This window comes from Phaeobacter sp. A36a-5a, assembly GCF_037911135.1.
Classification (GTDB): domain Bacteria; phylum Pseudomonadota; class Alphaproteobacteria; order Rhodobacterales; family Rhodobacteraceae; genus Phaeobacter; species Phaeobacter bryozoorum.
In genome coordinates, this window is sequence record NZ_JBBLYU010000001.1 from 144161 (window position 1) to 166630 (window position 22470).

A 22470-nucleotide genomic window follows, 5' to 3' on the forward strand; every position below is an offset into this window, starting at 1 on the left:
CTGATGAAACTCTATCGTTTTCTGTCCGAGGACGACACCTCGGCCTTCTGCCACAAGGTGACCGATGCACTGAACAAAGGGTGGGAGCTTTATGGCAGTCCCACCCAGACCTTCGATCCGGTGAAGGGTATCATGCGCTGTGGTCAATCTGTGGTGAAAGAGGTGCCCGGCACCTATACCCCTGACACCAAATTGGGAGATCACTAATGGCCAAGACCAATCCGGGCCGGTTCTTTGAGGACTATGCCGTCGGCGACGTGCTGCATCATGCAGTGCCGCGGACGGTTTCAGGTGGGGAGCGCGCATTGTATCATGCGCTCTACCCGGCGCGACATGCGCTCTATTCCTCGGATGAATTTGCGCGCGGATGTGGTCTGGCTCAATCGCCGCTGGAGGATCTGGCGGCGTTTCACATGGTTTTTGGCAAAACCGTGCCGGATGTTTCGCTGAATGCGGTGGCGAACCTCGGTTATGCGGAGGGGCGCTGGCACCTGCCTGTTTACCCGGGCGACACCCTGCGCGCCGAGAGTGAGGTGATTGGGGTCAAGCAGAACTCAAACGGAAAGTCCGGCGTGGTCTACGTGCGGACGCGTGGCCTCAACCAACATGATGATTGCGTGCTTGACTATGTTCGCTGGGTGATGGTGCGCAAAGGCGATCTGGACGTCCCTGCGCCGGAGACCTGCATTCCGGACCTGGCCAGGGTGATCTCTGCTGAGGAGCTGGTCATTCCTGCCGGGCTGGATTTTTCCAACTATGATTTCACGCTGGCAGGCGAGACGCATCGCTGGGGCGACTATGAGGTTGGCGAGCAGATAGACCATATTGACGGGGTCACTGTTGAAGAGGCTGAGCACATGCTGGCCACGCGCCTGTGGCAGAACACGGCCAAAGTGCATTTCGACACCACCGCGCGGCCTGATGGCTCACGATTGATTTATGGTGGTCATGTGATTTCCATGGCGCGGGCGCTGTCGTTCAACGGCCTTGCCAATGCACAGATGATCGTGGGGCTGAATGGAGGCGCCCACGCAAACCCCTGCACGTCCGGCATGACCATTCGCGCCTGGTCGGAGGTTCTGGACAAGGCGGAAACCGCGGCTCCCGGGGTTGGGGCAATCCGGTTACGTCTGGTTGCGACGAGTGGCGGTGCTCCGTTCCAGCTCAAGGGGGATGACGGCAAATATCGGCCCGAGGTCCTGTTGGATCTGGACTATTGGGCGCTGATGCCACGATGACCTACGCGGGATCAATGGGTGTGAAATGATCGAACTTGATCCCGCCACTGTTCTTTACATCACGCATCCGCAGGTGGAGATAGACGCGGCTGTCGCCCCGCCTGATTGGGGGCTGTCCGCGATCGGCTCAGCGCGGGTGGCGCACCTGGCGCAGCGTCTGACGATATTGCAGCCGACAGGCAAGGCGGCGGTGATCGCCAGCGCCGAACGCAAAGCGGTCGAGACCGCCGCGCCGCTGGCCGCCGCGCTTGGGGCGCTGGTCAGCTGTCGACCGGACACGCATGAGAACGATCGCTCCAGCACAGGGTATCTTTTGCCTGACGCCTTTGAGGTGCAGGCTGATGCCTTCTTTGCGAAGCCGTCGCAGTCGGTACGAGGCTGCGAGAGAGCTGTGGATGCGCAGGCGCGGATCCAGCGGGAGGTTCAGGCGGTGGAGCAGGATTACCCGGATTCAGCGCTAGTTTTCTGTGGTCATGGGGCGGTCGGCACACTGCTATACTGCGCCTTGAGGGGCGTGGCGATTGACCGGCGCTGGGATCAGTCCGCTGGTGGCGGCAATTGGTTCGCCTATGATCGGCACAGCCGCCAGGTGCTGGGTCACTGGGCGCCGATCGAGACCCTGTTTGCGGGACAGCGGGCGGGCTGCGAAAAACGATAGGGCAACCGCCTTGTTTTCGCTAAGCTTGGAATATGCGGATCCTTCGACTGTGCGTTTTTATGCTTGTGACACTGGCGCCGATGCAGGCGCGGGCGTGCGATCTTGCCTTGGTTCTGGCGGTTGACGTCTCCGGCAGCGTCGATGTCGAGGAATACCGCACGCAGATGGAGGGATTGGCTGCGGCGCTGCGCGATGGGATCATCGCCGAGGCTCTGGTGCGGGCACAGGCGCGGGTAGCGCTAATTCAATGGTCGGGCAGCGGGCGCCAGGACCTGACGCTCAGCTGGCGCAGCGTCACAGATTTCCCGGCGGTCGACCGGCTGGCTGCGGAGATTGCCAGTGCTCCGCGCCCCTGGCGCAACTACGCAACCGGCATCGGTGAGGCACTGCAGCTGGCGTTGGAGCAGTTCCAGCTGGTGCCGAGCTGTCGCCGCCGGGTGATCGATGTTTCTGGTGACGGGCCGTCGAATGAGGGGATCGAGCCGACGGCGATGCGCGGTGCTCTCAGCGCGGCAGGGGTGACTGTCAATGCGCTTGCAATTGAGGAGAGCGAGCCGGATCTGACGGCGTACTTCTTTGAACAGCTCATTCACGGACCCGGCGCCTTTGTTCAGACTGCGGCCAGATTCGACGACTATCCAGATGCGATCCGCAAAAAACTGTTGCGGGAAGTGGCACAGCAAAATGCAGATTTGGGCAGCTTTGTCCCGTCAGTCCATTAAATTCGCGAACACCATGTGATTCTGTAAGGATTCACCTATATGCTGTTTTGTGATCACTTACCGGAACCGTGTGATCACATATTGTTGTTTTCGTAGCATTCCCAAAAATAACTGCGCATTTTTACCGCTCGTTTGCGTGACAGGACGCAAAAAACCGCTAAAACGTCGTCAGCTAACCGGAAAGGAGCCAACATGGCCGATGTAAATCGGGGCAACCGCCCGCTTTCGCCACATTTGCAGGTCTACCGCCCGCAGATCACTTCGATCACCTCGATCCTGACGCGGATTACGGGCAATGCCTTGCTTGTGAGCGCGCTATTGATCGCCTGGTGGTTTCTGGCGGCGGCAACTTCTGAAGATTATTTCCGCACCGCAAATGCGGTGATGACCAGCTGGCTCGGCGACATCGTGATGAGCCTGTCAGTGCTGGGCCTCTGGTACCACACGCTGGCCGGTGTGCGTCACCTGATCTGGGACAACGGCAAGATGTTGGATCTGGAACCCGCGCAGAAACTGGGCTGGGCCGTCATTATCGGATCGGTTGTTCTGACCGTCCTCACCCTTTTTATCGTCTGAGCTGAAGGAGTTGTCGCAATGCGCTATTTGACAGATCGCAAGCGTGCCGTTGGCATGGGTGCAGCAAAATCCGGTACAGCACATCACTGGTCGATGCAGGTCAGCTCCATCGGATTGCTGATCCTGGTTCCGCTGTTTGTCTTCACCTTTGGCTCCGCGCTGGGGGGATCCTACGAAGAGATCACAGCCTATTACGCGCGCCCGTTCCCGGCGCTGGTTGCTCTGCTGACCATCTGGGTGGGCATGATGCACTTCAAATCCGGCGCGCAGATTATGATCGAAGACTATGTTCACGGTTTTGCAGGTCGTCTGACGATTATTCTGATCACCTGCCTGTCCTATGCCGTGGCCGCTGTCAGCGCCTATGCGCTGATCCGCCTGGCCCTGTAAATTCCGAGGTTCTCAATGGCTGCTTACGAATACGAAACACATGATTATGACGTGGTCGTGGTTGGCGCCGGTGGTGCTGGCCTCCGTGCGACCCTCGGCATGGCAGAACAGGGCCTGCGCACAGCCTGTGTGACCAAGGTGTTCCCGACCCGCTCCCACACCGTCGCGGCGCAGGGCGGCATCGCGGCATCGCTGTCAAATATGGGGCCTGATCACTGGCAGTGGCACATGTATGACACAGTCAAGGGGTCTGACTGGCTGGGTGACACCGACGCGATGGAATATCTGGCCCGTGAAGCGCCCAAGGCGGTTTATGAGCTGGAGCATTACGGCGTGCCGTTCTCGCGTACCGAGGAAGGCAAGATCTATCAGCGTCCCTTTGGCGGTCACACCACAGAGTTCGGCGAGGGTCCCGCCGTGCAGCGGACCTGTGCCGCTGCGGACCGGACCGGCCACGCCATTCTGCACACACTCTATGGTCAGTCGCTGAAGAACAATGCTGAGTTCTATGTCGAGTATTTCGCCATCGACCTGATCATGTCCGAGGACGGGCAGTGTCAGGGCGTTGTCTGCTGGAAGCTGGACGACGGCACCATGCATGTCTTCAACGCCAAGATGGTTGTGCTGGCGACCGGCGGTTACGGACGGGCGTACTTCTCTGCCACCTCGGCGCATACCTGCACCGGCGACGGCGGCGGCATGGTGGCGCGCGCAGGCCTGGCGCTGCAGGACATGGAGTTCGTGCAGTTCCACCCGACCGGCATCTACGGCTCTGGCTGTCTGATCACCGAGGGCGCGCGTGGCGAGGGTGGCTATCTTACCAACTCCGAAGGCGAGCGGTTCATGGAGCGCTATGCGCCCCAGTATAAGGACCTCGCGCCGCGTGACTATGTTTCGCGTTCGATGACCATGGAAATCCGCGAAGGCCGCGGTGTTGGCGAGCATGGCGACCACATTCACCTGAACCTCAGCCACCTGCCGGCCGAGGCGCTCGCCGAGCGGCTGCCGGGCATTTCCGAAAGCGCCAAGATCTTTGCCGGTGTTGACGTGACCAAGGAACCGATCCCGGTTCTGCCCACGGTGCACTACAACATGGGCGGCATCCCGACCAACTATTGGGGCGAGGTGCTGAACCCGACCGCAGATAACCCGACCGCCGTTGTGCCGGGCCTCATGGCTGTGGGCGAGGCGGGCTGCGCCTCGGTGCATGGTGCCAACCGTTTGGGGTCGAATTCGCTGATCGACCTCGTGGTCTTTGGCCGCGCCGCAGCGATCCGTGCGGGCAAGGTTGTCGATGCGGATGCCCCGAACCCGGTGCTGAACCAAGCACAGGTCGACAAGGCCTTTGATCGGTTTGATGGTCTGCGCCACGCGAAGGGCGGTATACCGACCGCTGATCTGCGTCTTGAGATGCAGCGCACCATGCAAAGCGACGCTGCCGTATTCCGCACCTCGGAGACCATGTCCGAAGGCGTAACCAAGATGACAGCGATCGCTGCCAAGCTTGATGATCTGGCTGTGACCGATCGGTCTCTGGTGTGGAACTCGGACCTGATGGAAACGCTGGAGCTGACCAACCTGATGCCAAACGCGCTGGCCACTATCGTTGGCGCCGAGGCGCGCAAGGAAAGCCGTGGCGCCCACGCGCATGAGGATTTCACCAACCGAGACGACGAAAACTGGCGGGTTCATACCGTCAGCCGCGTCGATGGCAACAAGGTGGATCTGTCCTATCGCCCGGTGATCGTCGAGCCGCTCACCACTGAGGCCGAAGGTGGCATCAGCGAGGCGAAGATCGCGCCCAAAGCACGGACCTTCTAAGAGCGTGATGCAGGCAGCCCCAGCATATCAGATTGCAACATTTCCCCGCATACGCGGGGGAGTGGCGACATCTGTGCAGGTGGTCGCGTGATGGCGACAGGTCGGACATCATCGGTGACGCCGGTTGCAGGCGTTGTTGGCAATGCGGGCTGTTGGCCAGAACTCGGCTGGCGGCCCGATGCTGCGCTGCGGATGTTCGGGATGCGTCGTTCCGGCAATCATGCGGTTGCCAATTGGTTGCAGCGCAATGCGCCGCACGGACAGGCGTTGTTCTTCAACAACTGCAAATCGGGCCGGGGGCCGCTGGCGCATCATCAGGGGGTGGAGCGCAACGCTGTGCAGCTGGCGCGCCATGATACGCGCGATCTGGCAGGGTTGGGGGCAACGCTGGAGGCCGGTGGCCTTTTGCTCATCTCATATGAGGATACGGTGCCGTCGGACTTCGGTCTGGAACGGCCAGTTTCCGGTGATCTGGATGAGACTCTTCTGAGCGATGATATCCTGTTGCTGCGTGGGTTTCTGAACTGGTCGGCCTCGCTTTTGAAGAAGCTGCAACGGAACCCGGATTTCACGGTAGCGTATCGTAGCGCTTCGGTGCTGCGGGCGATCGACAGCTACCGCAAGATGCTGGAGTTGGTCGCGCAGGCGGATGATCTCGCTCTGACCGTGATTGACTATGATGTCTGGATACATGACGCGGAATACCGCTCCGCTCTGCTGGATCGACTGGGGCTGCCCTGCGTTGACAATACCCTTGGCAAGGTTCAGCGCTATGGTGGTGGTTCGTCCTTTGATACGCCAGAGGCTGGCGCCGATTTTGATTTGCGGACGGATCAGCGCTGGCAGCGCATGTCCGGTGACGCTGAGTATCAGGCGATCCTGCATATCGCAGCGCGTGACACGGCACTGCTTGCCGCGCTGAGCCGACACTACCCTGACGATGCCAAAAAGCTTGCGTCGCTTGCAGATCAGACGCCGATAGAGGCGGGAGGGCTGCGCTGATGCTGCCCTGCGCCTACCAGATTGCGACCGACCGGGTCGCTACACCGACAGATCTTCGTTCCGGCCCTGCCGGAGCGCGGACACCGATCTCCTGCCAGCGCAGCGCTTTGTGCCTGTGGCTGGCGGGCAGCTAAGCAAGGAGAACGATCTATGGTCGAATTCGCACTTCCGAAAAATTCCAAGATCACCACGGGTAAAACCTGGCCCAAGCCCGAAGGCGCAACCAATGTGCGCAAATTCAGCATCTACCGCTGGAATCCGGATGACGGCAAGAACCCGCAGGTGGATACCTATTTTGTCGATATGGACAAATGCGGTCCGATGGTTCTGGACGCGCTCATCAAGATCAAGAATGAGATCGATCCGACCCTGACATTCCGCCGGTCCTGCCGCGAAGGGATCTGCGGCTCCTGTGCGATGAACATCGATGGGATCAACACCCTGGCCTGTATCTACGGCCTCGATGAGATCAAGGGCGACGTAAAGATCTACCCGCTGCCGCATATGCCGGTGGTGAAGGATCTAATCCCAGATCTGACCCATTTCTACGCCCAGCATGCCTCGATCATGCCATGGCTGGAAACCAAGACCAACCGCCCCGCGAAAGAGTGGAAGCAGTCCATCGAGGATCGCAAGAAGCTGGACGGGCTGTATGAATGCGTCATGTGCGCCAGCTGCTCGACATCCTGCCCGAGCTACTGGTGGAACGGGGATCGTTACCTTGGGCCGGCCGCGCTGCTGCACGCCTACCGCTGGATCATCGACAGCCGCGATGAGGCAACACCTGAGCGTCTGGATGAGCTGGAGGATCCGTTTAAGCTCTATCGCTGCCACACCATCATGAACTGTGCGAAGACCTGCCCGAAGGGCTTGAACCCGGCCAAGGCAATTTCGCATATCAAGCAGATGATGGTTGAACGCGCGGTTTAAGCCCTGCCAAGCTTTGATTAGGGAGAACGCCGCTCACCTGCTGTGGGTGGCGTTCTGCGTTGTCGAGCAGCGACTGCGCCCCGAAGTTGCGGCTGACAGTGGGGATCGGTAAACAGGCGATATGCCAGTGTTGATCCTCTTTCTGTTGCTCGGTGTCCTTGGATATTTCCTTTGGCGCCACAATACATCCACCCTCAGCCGGGATTGTCGCTGGCGTCAGGAAAAGTCGGCGAGCCAGTGGCGCTGTGCATCCTGTGGTGCCGTCCAACCAGGAGACGGGGTGCCGCGTGCATGCCTCAGACCCCGAAATACCGGGTAAGTGTTGCAATAGGCGCATGGCTGAAATCTGATCAAATCCCCCATGAAAATAAGGGCTTCAGTGGCCCAGAAAACTCTTGATCGACTCGTGTGTTTGGTAGATATGGCGGACAGACGCCAACGCACGCGCCTCTGTCCCAAGGGTTATCCCCCATGGTTACGTAGCGACGGTAACGTCTCTGATTGAAGTGAGCGGTCATAGATGGCCGGGTCTTTTGGAGATGACCATGAACGCAAACGTAACCGGGCAACTTGCCCGTCAAGATGCTATTGTCCCCGTTTCTCGCCACCTGTCCTATATCGCACAGACCGCGTTTGACCGCCCGACACTGGTGATTGACAGCCAAGCTGTTGCCCGGCAATACGCCGCCCTGGCCCAAGGCCTTGGGCGTGCCCGAATCCACTATGCGGTAAAAGCCAATCCAGAAGCGCAGATTCTGCGCCGGCTCACCACTATGGGGGCAAATTTCGATGCGGCCAGCCGCGCCGAGATTGAAATGTGTCTGGCTGCAGGCGCAAGGCCTGGCCAGATTTCCTTCGGCAACACGATCAAACGGCCGAGCGATATCGCCTTTGCTCATGAGATCGGGATCACCCATTTCGCGGTTGATGCCTTGGCCGAGCTGGACAAGCTGGCCGCCCATGCGCCTGGTGCCCATGTCTGCATCCGCCTGCTGGTCGAAGCCACCGGGGCGGATTGGCCGCTCAGCCGCAAGTTCGGCTGCTCCAGTGCGATGGCGCTTAGCCTGATGGACCGCGCCCGCGAGGTTGGGTTGATTGTCTCCGGCGTATCCTTCCACGTTGGCTCGCAAACCCGCGAGCCGCAGATGTGGGCTGGCACGCTTGATCAGGTCGCCCAGGTTTGGCAGGCCGCAAAATCCGCCGGTCATGAGCTGACCCTTCTGAACATCGGTGGCGGTTTCCCGGCGAGCTACGGCACCGAGGTGATGGCCCCTAATCGCTATGCGCAGGAGGTCATGGCGCTCGTGGAGGCACGTTTCCCCGACGCAACCGAGATCATGGCGGAACCCGGTCGTGGCCTGGTGGCTGAGGCTGGCGCGATCGCGGCCGAAGTGTTGCTGGTCTCGCGCAAGGATGCGCACGATCTGCACCGCTGGGTCTATCTGGATATCGGCAAATTTTCAGGCCTGGCGGAAACCATGGACGAGGCTATCCGCTACCGGATCACCACCGATCATGGGGATGAGCAGACCGGCCCCTGCATTCTGGCGGGCCCGTCCTGTGACAGTGCTGATGTGCTCTATGAAAAGCAGCTCTACCAGCTGCCGCTTGATCTGAAAGCAGGGGATCGCGTTGTGATCCATTCCTGTGGAGCCTATACGACGACCTACGCCTCTGTTGGCTTCAACGGCTTTCCACCGCTCGATGTGGTGGTGATCTGATCTCGGATCTTTAATCAGCAGGGCCTGAGCACCTTGCAATGTCGGCTTGTTTCCGGCGGCTGCATTGGATTTCATGGCGCAAACAACAGAGAGGTTTGCGCCATGTCCGCTACTGATTTTCCCGGCACCGAGGCACAGCCTCCCGAAGATGCAGAGCAAAGGCGTGCCGTGGCGCCAGTCATCTGCTACCCGAACGAGACATTGCCCAAGCCGGATCTGTCGCGATATGGGACTGCTCGTGAGACGGCGCAGAAAACCGCCGAAGTATTGGTCTCGCCGCGGGAGGCGGCCTGTTTCAGCGTCGCGGCTGGAAGCTTCTTTCGTATCACCTCGGTCGAGGGGCCGCAGGTCGGGGACCTCAATCTCTGGAACAGTGCTGATCTGACCGAGCGCTTTTTCTCCGGCAAGACACGTGCGCTGCATGGAACTCATGTAACCACGGGGGAGAGGCTGTGGAGCAGCCTGCCGCATCTGCGTCCGATGGCGACCATTGTTGCGGATAGTCTGGGCTGGTATGGGATCGACGGCTATGGCGGCTCGGTTCATGACGTGATCGGCACCCGCTGCGACCCCTATACCGGTAATCTGCTGTCTGGCGGTCACTATCATCATTGCTGCCATTCCAACCTGACCCGGGCGCTGGCAGATCATCTGGATATGCCACTGGACGCAGCCGAGCCGCATATTCACGATGTCCTGAACGTATTCATGTGTACCGGATTTACTCGTGACACCGGGCAGTACTTCATGAAAGCGAGCCCAGTGCGCCCAGGCGACTATCTTGAGTTTTTTGCGGAAATTGACCTCTTGGGCGCATTGAGCGCCTGTCCGGGAGGCGATTGTGGTGACGAACACACCAGTGACACCGCGTCCTGTCATCCGTTGTTGATTGAGGTCTTCACCCCCGAAAGCGGTGCATTGGGAGATTGGCGGCCACCTGCGCGCAACGGGTATGACCGTAGTCACGGTCGCGGTTGAGCCTGGCTGCTGGCAGAACGAAAAAGGCAGCGCGATCGGCGCTGCCTTTTCTATGGGTCTTTGCGATTTCTCAGTTCAGGCAAAGGCCGCTTCGAGAGCGATTTCCACCATGTCGCCGAAACTCCGCTCACGCTGATCGGACGGCAGCGCCTCGCCTGTCCCGAGGTGATCGGATACCGTCAGCACCGCCAGCGCGCGGCGTCCGTAGCGGGCCGCCAGGGTATAAAGCTCGGCTGCCTCCATCTCGACGCCCAGAATGCCATGACGCACCATCTGCTCGTTCAGGTCCGGTCGCTCGTCATAGAAAACATCGGATGAGTAGATGCCACCGATATGCGGCGTGAGCTTATGCGCCTCTGCGGCCTTCGCGGCAGCCTGAAGCAGGGACCAGTCGGCACAGGGGGCAAAATTGACCTCTTTGAAAATCCCACGCGAAGGGGAGCTGACAGTGGTTGCCGTCATGGCGAGGATCACGTCACGGATTTTCACCTTGTCCTGCATTCCGCCACAGGACCCAATGCGGATCAAGGTTTTGGCGTCGTAGTCACGGATCAGCTCATTCACATAAATAGACAGGGAAGGCATGCCCATTCCGCTGCCTTGAATGGTGACCGGATGCCCATTCCAGGTGCCGGTGAAGCCCAGCATTCCGCGCACTTCATTCACGAGGCGGGCATCTTTCAAAAATGTTTCGGCGGCCCATTTCGCGCGATAGGGATCGCCGGGCAGCAATACCGTTTCGGCAATCTCGCCCTTGGCGGCTCCGATATGAACAGTCATACTTTGTCCTCAACTTCTGGAAATCAGATTTCCAGATCGGAAATATCAACGCCCGATGTCAGCGCTGCATGGACCCAATGAGGTTTGCGACCGCGACCGGTCCAGGTTTCTTCCGGGTTCTGCGGGTTGCGGTATTTCGGAGCTGCCTTGGTTTTCTTGGCAGTGCCTCGGTTGTTGCCTGCAATCTCGTCAAGCGAGAAACCATATTTTGCGGCAGCTTCTTCAGCGGCTTTCAATGCTTCGATGCGCTCGCGCTGCTCGGCTTCTTTCAGTGCCTTTTCGACATTCGCCTGCAATTCCAAAAGCTCTTTTCGTGACATCGTTGTGAGGTCAACGGCCATTTTCTTCTCCATAAATGAATGCGCATCGTGATGCTACGAGGCGCATTCATTTATGACCCTATTCCCAAGGTGATTTCACCAAGAAAATTGTGTCGATTAAATTGATTTGCGAAAATCCGCTAATGTGAAGTCGTTTGCGGTTGTTTTGCAAGTTCAACAATATCACCCATGATTGCGTTGAGTTCGAAATCCTTGGGGGTATAAACACGGGCCACACCCATCTTTTTAAGGCGGTCAGCGTCGTCGTCGGGAATGATTCCACCAACGACAACTGGAATATGCGACAGGCCCGCGTCATTCATCCGACCCATCAGCTCCTCAATCAGGGGCAGATGGCTGCCGGAGAGGATGGACATGCCGACCACATGGGCATCGTCCGCCAGTGCCGATGCTACCAGTTCTTCGGGTGTCATGCGGATCCCATCGTAGGTGATATCCATACCGCAGTCGCGTGCGCGAAAGGCGATTTGTTCGGCGCCGTTGGAGTGGCCGTCTAGGCCGGGCTTGCCGACGAGGAATTTCAGGCGGCGTCCCAGTTGGTCGCTTACGGCATTGACCTTTTCGCGCAGCTCATCCAGCCCCTCTGTCTTGTTGGAGGCGGACCCGGACACGCCGGTCGGGCCGCGATATGTGCCGTAGACCTTGCGCATTTCCTCGGCCCATTCGCCGGTGGTGACGCCGACCTTGGCCGCGGCAATCGACGGCTCCATGACATTGGCGCCGCTTTGCGCTGCTGCGCGCAGCGCGGCCAGGGCCGATTGCACAGCGTCATTGTCACGCTCGCCGCGCCAGTCGTTCAGGCGGCTGATCTGCTCCTGCTCCACCGCGGGGTCGACCACCATAATGCCGCCGTCCTCGGTCTGCAGCGGTGATGGCTCGCCCTCGGTCCATTTGTTGACGCCCACCACGATGGTTTCATTCTTCTCGATCCGGTTCAGCCGGTCGGCATTGGATTCGACAAGTCGGCCCTTCATGTACTCGATCGAGGCGACAGCACCGCCCATCGATTCCAGGTTGGCCAGCTCGGCGCGAGCGCCTGCCTTCAGTTCCTCGACCTTGGCATCGACCGTCGGGTTGCCGTCGAACAGGTCGCCGTATTCCAGCAGGTCGGTCTCATAGGCCAGGATCTGCTGCATCCGCATCGACCATTGCTGATCCCAGGGGCGGGGCAGGCCAAGAGCTTCGTTCCAGGCGGGCAGCTGCACCGCGCGGGCGCGGGCTTTCTTGGAGAGCGTCACTGCCAGCATCTCGATCAGGATGCGGTAGACGTTGTTTTCCGGCTGCTGTTCGGTCAGGCCGAGCGAGTTCACCTGCACGCCATAGCGGAAGCGGCGGAACTTGGGGTCCTCGACGCCATAGCGGTCGCGGCAGATCTCGTCCCACAGATCGACAAAGGCGCGCATCTTGCACATCTCGGTCACGAACCGGATGCCCGCGTTCACAAAGAAGGAGATGCGTCCGACCATGGCCGGGAAATCCTCCGGCGCGATGCGCGGTTTCAGCTCGTCCAGCACCGCCTGCGCGGTCGCCAGGGCAAAGGCCAGCTCCTGCTCCGGTGTCGCGCCGGCCTCCTGCAAGTGATAAGAACACACGTTCATGGGGTTCCACTTGGGCACGTTGGTGTAGCAGTACTCCGCCACATCCGCGATCATCTTGAGGCTGGGCTTGGGCGGGCAGACATAGGTGCCGCGGCTGAGGTATTCCTTGATCAAGTCGTTTTGCACCGTGCCCTGCAGCTTGGACACATCCGCGCCCTGTTCCTCTGCCACCGCTATATAGAGCGCCAGCAGCCAGGGAGCCGTGGCGTTGATGGTCATCGAGGTGTTCATCTGCTCCAGCGGGATCTCATTGAACAGGGTCCGCATGTCACCCAGATGGCAAATGGGTACTCCGACTTTGCCCACTTCGCCGCGGGCCAGCACGTGGTCGCTGTCATAGCCAGTCTGGGTCGGCAGGTCGAATGCGACCGAGAGGCCGGTCTGCCCCTTGGCCAGGTTGGCGCGGTACAGCGCGTTGGATGCCGATGCCGTGGAATGGCCGGCATAGGTGCGGATCAGCCAGGGGCGGTCTTTTTGCATCTGCGGCATGTCGGGCCTCGCGAGTCAGTGTTGCGGTAATTTTATTTCGTCAAGCTGATGTAGACTGCAATTTTAAACCCATGTCAATTCGCTGCGTTGCGGCATTTCATGCCAGCTGCTAAATATGGGGCCTCTGCAGATCCGGCAAAGTGCTTGTAATGACAGCAAGCATGGGGAAGGGTCTCAGGATGACGCAGACCGTGGAACTCCCGCTTTGGCTTTTTGTGCTTATCGTGCTGTTTGCCGCGATCACCTTTGCCTCGCATTTCCTGTTTCCGTCGGTGCGGTGGTTCTTCCGTCGTCGTTTGGAGCGGGCTGTGGCGCGGTTGAACCGCCGCCTGGAACGACCAATTCAACCGTTCAAACTGGCACGCCGTTACGACATGATACAGCGGCTGATCTATGACCCGCAGGTGGCCCAGGCGATTGCAGACCATGCACGTGCGCAGGGCATTCCCGAAAACGTCGCCTTCGAGGAGGCCCGGCGTTATGCCCGCGAGATCGTCCCGTCGTTTTCCGCAGTTGCCTATTTCAGCATCGCGATCCGTCTCGCACGGTTTTTGTCCAATGCGATCTATCGTGTTCGCCTCGGTCATCTGGATGAAGCTGCAGTGAAGGCAATAGACCCTGAGGCGACGGTGGTTTTTGTCATGAATCATCGCTCGAACATGGATTATGTCCTGATCACCTATCTGGTGGCGGACCGGTCGGCCTTGTCCTATGCGGTGGGTGAATGGGCGCGGGTATGGCCGTTGTCGCGATTGATCCGGGCCATGGGTGCCTATTTTATCCGCCGTAAGTCACGCAATGACCTCTATCGTCGCGTTCTGGCGACCTATGTGAGGCTGGCGACACAGGGCGGGGTGACCCAGGCGATTTTTCCCGAAGGCGGGTTGAGCCTAGATGGCGCTTTGGCACAGCCGAAGGTGGGGCTACTGAAATACATCGTTGACGGTCAGGCGGCACAGGGCGAGGGCGGGCGTGATGTGGTGTTTGTGCCTGTTGCGCTGAACTACGACCGCGTGCTGGAAGACAAGATCCTGACATCGGCTGCGAAATCCGGTGATCGACGATTCCGCGCACGCATCCATGTGGTGGCGGTTCGTATGCTGCGTCAGCTGTGGCTATGGGCGACGAGGCGCTACCAGCGATCCGGGTATGCGGCAGTCAGTTTTGGGCGCCCTCTCAGCCTGCGCGACTTTGTTCTTTGCAGCGGGGGAGAGGACACGCCGACGAGTCTTGCGCAGGAGCTGATGGGTCGTATCGGCGAATGTGTTCCGGTATTGCCGGTGGCCTTGGTCGCCGCCACTGTGGAGTACCTCCCAAAGGGTCAACAGCCGCTCAGCCGTGCGGATATTGAAGCAGGGATGGACGCGCTGCTGTCTCGATTGCCCTATGCTTATATCCATACATCGCGCAACGACCGCGGTTCCGCCGCCGAGTTGGGGCTACGTCAACTGACGATGAGAGGCATCCTGCGACAGACAGCGGGCGGCTACGAGGTGGTGGCCGACCAACACGATCTGCTTGTCTACTACGCAAATTCAATCCGTCATCTGATCCCGGAGCCTGACACTGACGGGCCAAAAGAGGCTGGTATTGCTGCAGGTGCAAAGGGTTATTCTGCATCCGCTGGGTCATAAAATTACCCAAATCAAATAAATGATGTTGCATTGTTGCTTGGCGGATCTTATTCCCTAGGTAGCAGCTGCGATTCTGCATTGCGGCAAACAGCGGAAAAAAGGAGGCCAGCATGGCTTTGGACACGCAGAACGGCGCCCTCTCCTACGAGGCCCCTGAAAAAGAGCTTTATGAGATCGGTGAACTGCCGCCGATGGGCTATGTGCCACAGAAGATGTATGCTTGGACCATCCGCAAAGAGCGCCATGGCACCCCTGATACTGCGATGGTGCAGGAAGTGGTCGATGTGCCCGAACTGGACAGCCACGACGTGCTTGTGCTCGTGATGGCGGCGGGTGTGAACTATAACGGTGTGTGGGCGGCTCTCGGCACACCTATCAGCCCCTTTGATGGTCACGGTGCGCCGTTCCATATTGCCGGTTCCGACGCCTCGGGCATCGTTTGGGCCGTGGGCGACAAGGTTAAGCGCTGGAAAGTCGGCGACGAGGTGGTCATTCACTGCAATCAGGATGATGGCGACGACGAAGAATGCAACGGTGGCGATCCGATGTACTCTCCCAGCCAGCGCATCTGGGGGTATGAGACGCCCGACGGCTCCTTTGCGCAGTTCACCAATGTTCAGTCGCAGCAGCTTATGCCCCGCCCCAAGCACCTGACCTGGGAAGAAAGCGCCTGCTATACGCTGACCCTTGCGACCGCCTACCGGATGCTGTTCGGCCACGAGCCGCACGATCTGAAGCCGGGCCAGAACGTGCTGGTCTGGGGCGCTTCGGGCGGCCTCGGCTCCTACGCGATCCAGTTGATCAATACGGCTGGTGCAAATGCCATCGGCGTGATCTCGGACGAAAGCAAACGTGATTTTGTCATGGGGCTGGGCGCCAAGGGTGTGATCAACCGCAAAGACTTTGATTGCTGGGGGCAGTTGCCGACAGTGAACACGCCCGAATATGCCAATTGGTTCAAGGAAGCCCGTAAGTTCGGCAAGGCTATCTGGGACATCACCGGCAAAGGCGTGAATGTCGACATGGTGTTTGAACATCCGGGCGAAAGCACGTTCCCGGTTTCGACCTTTGTCTGTAAAAAAGGCGGCATGGTTGTGATCTGCGCAGGCACCACTGGCTATAACCTGACGTTCGATGTGCGTTACATGTGGATGCACCAGAAGCGTTTGCAGGGCTCGCACTTTGCGCATCTGAAGCAGGCCGCCGCTGCCAACAAGCTGATGGTCGAGCGCCGCCTAGACCCCTGCATGTCGGAGGTGTTCTCCTGGAACGATCTGCCGGAGGCGCATATGAAGATGCTCCGCAACGAGCACAAGCCGGGTAATATGTCTGTTCTGGTTCAGGCGCCCCGGACCGGTCTGCGCACACTGGAGGATGTTCTGGCAGGGTAAACACCCTCGAGAGACACATTATTTCACCCGTCAGTCGCTCCTGTGACTGGCGGGTTATTGTTTTGCTGGTGCGAACGTGGTTGTCGAACATTTGTGCGGAATGACCAGCGGTCATGTGCTGATGGTGAAGACATTTTGTGGCCGCGCCCTAGATAATCGCTTATGAAATAAAAACCTGATCATTATGCGGGCTTACCGTTGACGCTGCATCGATGATCGCGGCACAAAGGCCAGAGCTGCGGCAATTTGGATCTGCCGACAGCCAAATAGGTGCAGAGGTTCTGCGCTGAGACCAAGTGAGAATTCAGGCATTTCATGGCAACCAAAGTTAATCTTGATCTTATCCTTGAGGTTTTGGACGCCACGACAACGGTCGATGGTCTGCAAGAGATCATTGAGCGGGTCTGTGAGACCTTTGAGGTTGATCACGCCATGTATCACTGGGTCGACAGCGCTGGCGATCACTATCACTTTGGCACCTATTCGCGGGAATGGGTCGAGCGCTATCAGGAAAAAGCCTATGTGCGTGTCGATCCGGTCATTATCGGCTGCTATCAGCGGTTTCACCCGGTTGACTGGCGCCGCCTTGATTGGTCGTCCAAGCCTGCGCGCGAGTTTCTGCAGGACGCCCTTGCCCATGACGTAGGCAATCAGGGGTACTCAATCCCGATCCGTGGGCCAAACGGGCAATTCGCTTTGTTCACGGTCAGCCACAACTGCAACGATGAGACCTGGACGAAATTCACTGACAGACACAGCCGTGACCTGATCCTGATCGGGCATTACTTCAACCGCAAGGCGCTGGAATTTGAACCGGATCGCAGCCCGGAGCACGTCCAACCCCTGTCCCCACGTGAGATTGACGCGTTAACCTTGCTTGCGATGGGCTACAGCAGAGCCCAGGTGGCCAAGACGCTGACCATTTCGGAGCACACATTGCGGGTCTATATTGAGAGCGCGCGATTCAAACTGGGGGCGATCAACACCACGCATGCCATCGCACGGGCACTGAGTCTCGGGTTGATCATCATCTAAGACGTTGAAGCTGTTGATGTTCATTAACCCTATAGTTGAAAATATCTTCTGATCGTAATCTGGTCCCACTTTTCTATCTAAAGGGGACTAAGTTATGCTTCGTTACGTATATGCACACGACCTGTATAAGCACCGTGAGCTTGCCCATTCGATGTTCGTGGATCGCGCGGATCAGTTCAAGACGCGGCTGGGTTGGGAGGTCTCGGTAGATGCCTGCGGGGAAGAACGCGATGAATATGATGCGCTTGATCCGCTATATGTGATCTGGCAGCAGCCCGATGGCAGCCACGGTGGGTCAATGCGTTTCCTGCCCTCTACGGGTCCAATCATGGTAAATGATGTCTTTCCTGAGTTGACCGGCGGGGAGGCGATCCGCAGCCCTCTGATCTGGGAATGCACCCGGTTCTGCCTGTCCCGACATGTCAGCGGCAATGTGGCCGGGGCGCTGACCCTGGCCGGGCTTGAGATCATGCGGAACTTCAATATCGCGCATTTTGCCGGGGTTTTTGATCGGCGGATGGTGCGGATCTACCGCTCTCTTGGGTTTAGCCCGGAAATTGTCGGCACCATGGGCGCGGGGCGGGACCGGATCTGCCTTGGCCTGTGGGACTATTCTACCGAGGCGTATCACCGGGTCGCGCAGAAGGCAGGCATTCAGCCGGAATTGTCGACACTCTGGTTCGACCGCTCCTTTGGCGGTGCAGGCGCGCCAGGACCCGTTGCGCTGACGGGGTGAACAGGGTGTCGATGGGCATAGCGCTGAAGGAGGGCGAGCTGCGCTGAAACGATATGATGTGGGGCCGTCTGCTCTGGTGCAGCCGGCCCGGCGGCTGTAGTGTCGCCGAATGAGCGCAGCACCCATTAAATTCTCCGACGATCAGGCCGTCGCTTTTGATCGTGTCAGCAGTCTTCTTCGTGACGCAGGGGTCGATCTCGAAGACGATCTGCTTCACCCGCCCCGCGGTGACGGTGGCGCAATGGCGGTTATTGGCAAGGCCGGATCTGGTAAGACGCTGTTGTTGGCGGAGCTCTATAAGGCGTTGGAAAAGGCCGGTGTCGAGGTTGTTTCCGGCGACTATGAGAGCCGCAAGAAGAATGAGGACCGGCGCACACTCGCAATCCTCGCGCCCACAAACAAGGCCGCCAGCGTGCTGCGCCTTCGTGGTGTTCCCGCAACTACGATCCACCGGATCCTCTATACGCCTGTCTATGATCCGGAATATGAGCGGATAGCGGAATGGCTGGCGGGTAGTGGCGATGAACCCGAAATTGAGGGGTTAACCGAAGAAGCCCTGGCGCGGGCGAAGGCGTTTTATGAACGCAACAAGTCGATCCCTGGTGCGTTGGCTGCTGCCGGTCTGCGCGGATCTGACTTCATCACCGGTTGGAAACGGCGGGAGGAGCCGCTGGATATCGGCTTTATAGATGAAGCTTCGATGCTGGATGACCGCCAGTTCCAGGACCTTCAGGAAATTTTCCCGACATTATTGCTGTTTGGCGATCCCGCACAGCTCGCCCCGGTGAACCAATCCGGTGCCATGGTTTTTGAAACGCTGCCAGAAGAGCGCAAACTGATCCTCAACCGCATTCACCGCCAAGAGGCAGGCAATCCCATTCTGGACCTCGCTCATGCTCTGGCTGATCCGAACATCGGGTTTGAGGATTTTGAGCGCATGGTTGAGGACCTCTCTCGCCAGGATGATCGCGTCGTCTGGGGGCAACGGGTCGAGGTGGATCTGATGGCACGTTCTCCGGTTCTGGTCTGGCGCAACAACACCCGGATTCGGCTGATCAATGCGTTTCGTAACGTGCACGGTGCGCCGGAGGACAGTTTGCTGGCTGGCGAGCCGCTGATCTGCGACGGAATCGAATTGCCGATGAAACATCGCAAGAAAAGGCTGGATCTGGAAGCCCGCGGCCTGATCAAGGGGGCCCAGGTCATCTACCTCGGACCGGGTCGCAAGCCTGGATTTTCGCGCCTTCACGTCATGGGGGCAGAGGACCCGCAGGTCTCTGCGGCCTCTATCGTGAAGATCGAAAAACCGGATGAAGAAGAGCCCTTCATTCCATTTGCTGCGCGTATGGGGGCGGCGTTTCTGCACGGGGCGGCCGTCACTATTCACAAGGCGCAGGGCTCGCAATGGCCCACGGCGCAGGTTTTTGCGCCTGATATCTATGCCGCGGCGCGCATGGGCCGGGTGGAGGCCGGGCAACCGCTCTGGAAGCGGCTTGCTTATGTGGCCATTACGCGGGCGCAGGAGCGCCTGATCTGGGTGGTGCGCAATCGTCTGGCAAAGCCGACAGGCCCTCTGCAGGTGGACGACCTGCGGGCCGCGCCGGTAGGCGCCCTGACCCTGGAACTGCAAGAGGACAGCCCACTATGACGATCCAAGCTCCAGATTCTAGACGCACGATCCTGATCACCGGAGCCAGCTCCGGTATCGGCCGTGCCGTGGCGGAGCTGTTTCTGGACGAAGGTTGGCAGGTGGGCCTGCTTGCCCGCCGCGCAAAGGCGCTGGAGGCCGTGGCGCAGGGGCGCGACACGGCTCATGTCTTGCCGGCGGATGTCACCGATGCTGAGGCTGTCGATCGTGCCGTGGAGACCTTTGCAAAGCGGGCCGGGCGGTTAGATGTGTTGTTCAACAATGCAGGCATCTTTACCCCTTCCGGCACGATTGATGAGATTGCGCTGGAGGATTGGTTTGCAGCCGTCAATGTAAACTTGAACGGCATGTTCCTTTCGGCCCGAGCGGCCTTTCGCCAGATGCGCCAGCAGGCCCCGCAGGGCGGGCGGATCATCAATAACGGATCAATTGCAGCCCATGTTCCGCGCCCACATTCGGTCCCCTATGCGGCGACCAAAGCCGCGATCACCGGGCTGACCCGTAGCCTGTCGCTGGATGGGCGCCCGTTTGATATTGCCTGCGGACAAATTGACATCGGCAACGCACGCACGCCGATGGTTGCGGATTTGAGCGTCCGGCAGGCCGAGACGGATCCGGCAGCGGGCGCGATGGAGACCTTCGCCGTTGAGGATGCTGCACGGTCGGTGCTGCATATGGCAAATCTTCCGCCTGAGGCAAATGTGCAATTCATGACCGTGATGGCAACTAAGATGCCTTACATCGGGCGTGGATAGTCACTGCAGAGGTCTCCCGCCCGTTGTGACACCAGCAAGCTGGCACCACGCCCGTTGGGCGTAGCGCGGCGGTCTGGGTCTGGATCTGGTTCGTGGTCATCAGCTGTTGCGCAGCAGGCGGAAGGCAGCAGAGGCACCCCAACCTGCGGCAATTGCAATGGCCAGTGACATAAGGCCGTAGAGAAACGGCTGTTCGCGTGAAAGTGTGTAAAGAAACCGTTCCAGCCCGACTTTGCGCACGTCGATGCTGGTTTCGTACTGCGCGACAACCGACCCGCCTCGTGTGAGCAGGATGCGGGTCCGATAGGCCCCTTCGGTCAGGTCGGCGGGCATCTCGATCGCAGTGCGAAACAGCGTTTGCTGATCGACGGCGACAGTGTTCTCCCGCAGAGAATAGAGATTGTTCTCGGACCGGATGCGGATCACGGCTTCGGCGAATTTCTGTGCCCCGCGGATGTGCATTCCGGCACCGACCGAGCGGATGGCCCGCCCCACGGAGACTCGATACCGCAGGTCCTCAGTATCGCTCAGCACCTGAGAGAGCGGCGCGCTTGTCGCAACTGCGTAGAAGCTCGGTGCCGAGTCTACCAGCACGCTGTCGGTGTTGACCCAGATCCCAAGCTTTTTCTCCTTGCGGCGTACCATCACGGGCGAGGCCGGACCGGATACGGCGACGATCACCTGAAGAGGGTCGTCCTGCGGGATAGGGGCTTCCCGCTTCACGGCCCCAAAGACGAGGATTTCCGATCCGTCGAAGTCGGCGGTGATGGCAACACGGTCTTGGCTCAGACCGAGCACGACTTCCTCGCGCGGGCCAGCGGGAGGGTCGCTATCTGCCGGATCGGTGGAGGTCTGAGCGGTGGCCATCGACCCGAGTGGCAGGACCAGGAGGAATGCAATCCAGAGCCGCGCGGAGCCGCGGGCCGGCTGGGATTGCGGCTCGCGACGGAGGCGTTGCCTGATGACGCGATGGAGCATTTCAGTGCCCTCCATCGCTGCCGAGCGAGTAAAGCTCAGATGGCATCAGCAACAGGTCCAGCCCGAGTTTGACGCAGACAATAATTACCATCAGCGCCAACAGAATGCGGAGCTGTTCAGCCTTGAGATAGACGCCGATCCGGGTGCCGATCTGGGCACCGATCACCCCGCCGATCAGCAATAGAACCGCCAGAACAATATCCACGGTATAATTCGTGGTGGCGTGCAGCATCGTGGTAAAGGCGGTGACCAGAATGATCTGAAACAGCGATGTACCAACCACAACCTTGGTTGGCATCCCGAGGATGTAGATCATGGCTGGCACCATGATGAAGCCACCACCAACACCCATGATTGCCGCGAGGATGCCGACGACGACACCGACCAGCAAGGGAGGAATCACGGAGATATAGAGGCCGGATGTGCGGAACCGCATCTTGAAGGGCAGGGCATGGACCCAGCCACGCTGCCGACGCGGCGCGGGGGCGCCACCTGCGGAGGCTTTGGATTTGCGGATCGCATTCAGGCTTTCGATGAACATCAGCCCGCCGACAACGCCAAGAAAGACGACGTAACAGAGTTTTACCAGCAGATCGACCTGGCCCAATGCTTTGAGATAGTTGAAGACCACAACCCCAAGCGCCGCACCGAAAAGACCGCCCGCTTGAAGAACCAGGCCCATCTTGATGTCGACGGTTCGGCGCCTGAAATGAGCAAGAACACCGGAGAATGAGGAGGCCACGATCTGATTGGCTTCGGTGGCAACGGCCACTGCCGGCGGGATGCCGATGAAGAACAGGAGCGGTGTCATCAGGAAGCCGCCACCGACACCAAACATGCCGGACAGGATGCCGACCATGCCGCCAAGCCCCAGCAGCAGGAATGCGTTGACCGAGACTTCGGCGATGGGAAGATAAATCTGCATATCAGTGTTAGAGCGCAGCAATTGGCTAAAATCAACTGCCGATGCCGCTCCGCAGAAAACAGGACTGACGCTAGGGCAAAAACTGGACCTATGAAAGTTGGTCGGAACTCGCATGGGGAGAACT

At 59.2% G+C, this 22470-nt stretch carries 22 protein-coding genes; 17 read left to right on the forward strand and 5 right to left on the reverse strand.

Annotated features, from left to right (window positions below):
* The first annotated feature begins 3 nt into the window (after positions 1-3).
* From WLQ66_RS00695 to WLQ66_RS00745, 11 genes are all read left to right on the forward strand, one after another.
* Entirely contained in the window at positions 4-207 is a 204-nt protein-coding gene (locus WLQ66_RS00695) for a DUF1737 domain-containing protein (protein WP_340544304.1), read from the forward strand.
* The gene (locus WLQ66_RS00700) at positions 207-1238 is read left to right on the forward strand and encodes a MaoC family dehydratase (protein WP_340544305.1); all 1032 of its coding nucleotides are present in this window, start codon (positions 207-209) and stop codon (positions 1236-1238) included. The genes WLQ66_RS00695 and WLQ66_RS00700 overlap by 1 nt, the downstream gene beginning before the upstream one ends.
* A 25-nt stretch (positions 1239-1263) precedes the next feature.
* Positions 1264-1896 carry a histidine phosphatase family protein gene (locus tag WLQ66_RS00705; protein WP_340544307.1) on the forward strand — a complete coding sequence of 211 codons (633 nt, stop codon included), beginning with the start codon at positions 1264-1266 and terminating at the stop codon, positions 1894-1896.
* Positions 1897-1928: 32 nt separating this feature from the next.
* A complete protein-coding gene (locus tag WLQ66_RS00710; protein ID WP_340544309.1) occupies positions 1929-2618 on the forward strand; it encodes a DUF1194 domain-containing protein in 690 nt (229 codons plus the stop codon).
* A 192-nt stretch (positions 2619-2810) separates the two neighbouring features.
* Entirely contained in the window at positions 2811-3194 is a 384-nt protein-coding gene (gene sdhC / locus WLQ66_RS00715; RefSeq protein WP_340544310.1) for a succinate dehydrogenase, cytochrome b556 subunit, read from the forward strand.
* Positions 3195-3212: 18 nt separating this feature from the next.
* Positions 3213-3584: a succinate dehydrogenase, hydrophobic membrane anchor protein gene (gene sdhD / locus WLQ66_RS00720; RefSeq protein ID WP_340544311.1), complete on the forward strand. Its 372-nt coding sequence runs from the start codon at positions 3213-3215 to the stop codon at positions 3582-3584.
* A gap of 15 nt (positions 3585-3599) precedes the next feature.
* A complete protein-coding gene (sdhA, locus tag WLQ66_RS00725; protein ID WP_340544312.1) occupies positions 3600-5405 on the forward strand; it encodes a succinate dehydrogenase flavoprotein subunit in 1806 nt (601 codons plus the stop codon).
* Positions 5406-5495: 90 nt separating this feature from the next.
* Positions 5496-6407 (forward strand): hypothetical protein, encoded by a 912-nt coding sequence (locus WLQ66_RS00730; protein ID WP_340544314.1) that lies wholly within the window; start codon positions 5496-5498, stop codon positions 6405-6407.
* A 150-nt stretch (positions 6408-6557) separates the two neighbouring features.
* The gene (locus WLQ66_RS00735) at positions 6558-7337 is read left to right on the forward strand and encodes a succinate dehydrogenase iron-sulfur subunit (protein ID WP_340544315.1); all 780 of its coding nucleotides are present in this window, start codon (positions 6558-6560) and stop codon (positions 7335-7337) included.
* Positions 7338-7876: 539 nt separating this feature from the next.
* A complete protein-coding gene (locus WLQ66_RS00740; protein WP_340544316.1) occupies positions 7877-9058 on the forward strand; it encodes a type III PLP-dependent enzyme in 1182 nt (393 codons plus the stop codon).
* A 102-nt stretch (positions 9059-9160) separates the two neighbouring features.
* Positions 9161-10036 carry an urea carboxylase-associated family protein gene (locus WLQ66_RS00745; RefSeq protein ID WP_340544318.1) on the forward strand — a complete coding sequence of 292 codons (876 nt, stop codon included), beginning with the start codon at positions 9161-9163 and terminating at the stop codon, positions 10034-10036.
* 75 nt (positions 10037-10111) lie between these two features.
* Here the strand turns inward: WLQ66_RS00745 and deoD are convergent, their stop codons facing one another.
* The 3 genes from deoD to WLQ66_RS00760 form a co-directional block, all read right to left on the reverse strand.
* Positions 10112-10816, reverse strand: a complete 705-nt coding sequence (gene deoD, locus WLQ66_RS00750; protein WP_340544319.1) for a purine-nucleoside phosphorylase — start codon at positions 10814-10816, stop codon at positions 10112-10114.
* A 23-nt stretch (positions 10817-10839) separates the two neighbouring features.
* A complete protein-coding gene (locus tag WLQ66_RS00755; protein ID WP_340544320.1) occupies positions 10840-11157 on the reverse strand; it encodes an H-NS histone family protein in 318 nt (105 codons plus the stop codon).
* A 119-nt stretch (positions 11158-11276) separates the two neighbouring features.
* Positions 11277-13244 carry an ethylmalonyl-CoA mutase gene (locus tag WLQ66_RS00760; protein WP_340544321.1) on the reverse strand — a complete coding sequence of 656 codons (1968 nt, stop codon included), beginning with the start codon at positions 13242-13244 and terminating at the stop codon, positions 11277-11279.
* 179 nt (positions 13245-13423) lie between these two features.
* On the opposite strand from WLQ66_RS00760, the gene WLQ66_RS00765 reads away from it, so the two are divergent.
* The 6 genes from WLQ66_RS00765 to WLQ66_RS00790 all read left to right on the forward strand — a co-directional run bounded on the left by WLQ66_RS00765 (position 13424) and on the right by WLQ66_RS00790 (position 20443).
* Positions 13424-14878 (forward strand): 1-acyl-sn-glycerol-3-phosphate acyltransferase, encoded by a 1455-nt coding sequence (locus WLQ66_RS00765; protein ID WP_340544322.1) that lies wholly within the window; start codon positions 13424-13426, stop codon positions 14876-14878.
* Positions 14879-14988: 110 nt separating this feature from the next.
* Positions 14989-16269 carry a crotonyl-CoA carboxylase/reductase gene (gene ccrA, locus WLQ66_RS00770; protein WP_340544323.1) on the forward strand — a complete coding sequence of 427 codons (1281 nt, stop codon included), beginning with the start codon at positions 14989-14991 and terminating at the stop codon, positions 16267-16269.
* A 315-nt stretch (positions 16270-16584) separates the two neighbouring features.
* Positions 16585-17304 carry a helix-turn-helix transcriptional regulator gene (locus tag WLQ66_RS00775; protein WP_340544325.1) on the forward strand — a complete coding sequence of 240 codons (720 nt, stop codon included), beginning with the start codon at positions 16585-16587 and terminating at the stop codon, positions 17302-17304.
* Positions 17305-17398: 94 nt separating this feature from the next.
* The gene (locus tag WLQ66_RS00780; protein WP_340544326.1) at positions 17399-18040 is read left to right on the forward strand and encodes an acyl-homoserine-lactone synthase; all 642 of its coding nucleotides are present in this window, start codon (positions 17399-17401) and stop codon (positions 18038-18040) included.
* Positions 18041-18149: 109 nt separating this feature from the next.
* Positions 18150-19688, forward strand: coding sequence for an ATP-dependent DNA helicase (locus tag WLQ66_RS00785; protein WP_340544328.1), 1539 nt, complete (start codon positions 18150-18152; stop codon positions 19686-19688).
* Positions 19685-20443, forward strand: a complete 759-nt coding sequence (locus WLQ66_RS00790) for an SDR family oxidoreductase (protein ID WP_340544329.1) — start codon at positions 19685-19687, stop codon at positions 20441-20443. Before WLQ66_RS00785 ends, WLQ66_RS00790 begins: the two co-directional genes overlap by 4 nt.
* A gap of 99 nt (positions 20444-20542) precedes the next feature.
* Here the strand turns inward: WLQ66_RS00790 and WLQ66_RS00795 are convergent, their stop codons facing one another.
* On the reverse strand, positions 20543-21310 hold the full coding sequence (locus WLQ66_RS00795; protein WP_340546273.1) for a TIGR02186 family protein: 768 nt from the start codon (positions 21308-21310) through the stop codon (positions 20543-20545).
* A gap of 112 nt (positions 21311-21422) precedes the next feature.
* Positions 21423-22346: a sulfite exporter TauE/SafE family protein gene (locus WLQ66_RS00800; protein WP_340544330.1), complete on the reverse strand. Its 924-nt coding sequence runs from the start codon at positions 22344-22346 to the stop codon at positions 21423-21425.
* Between the last annotated feature and the right edge of the window lie 124 nt (positions 22347-22470).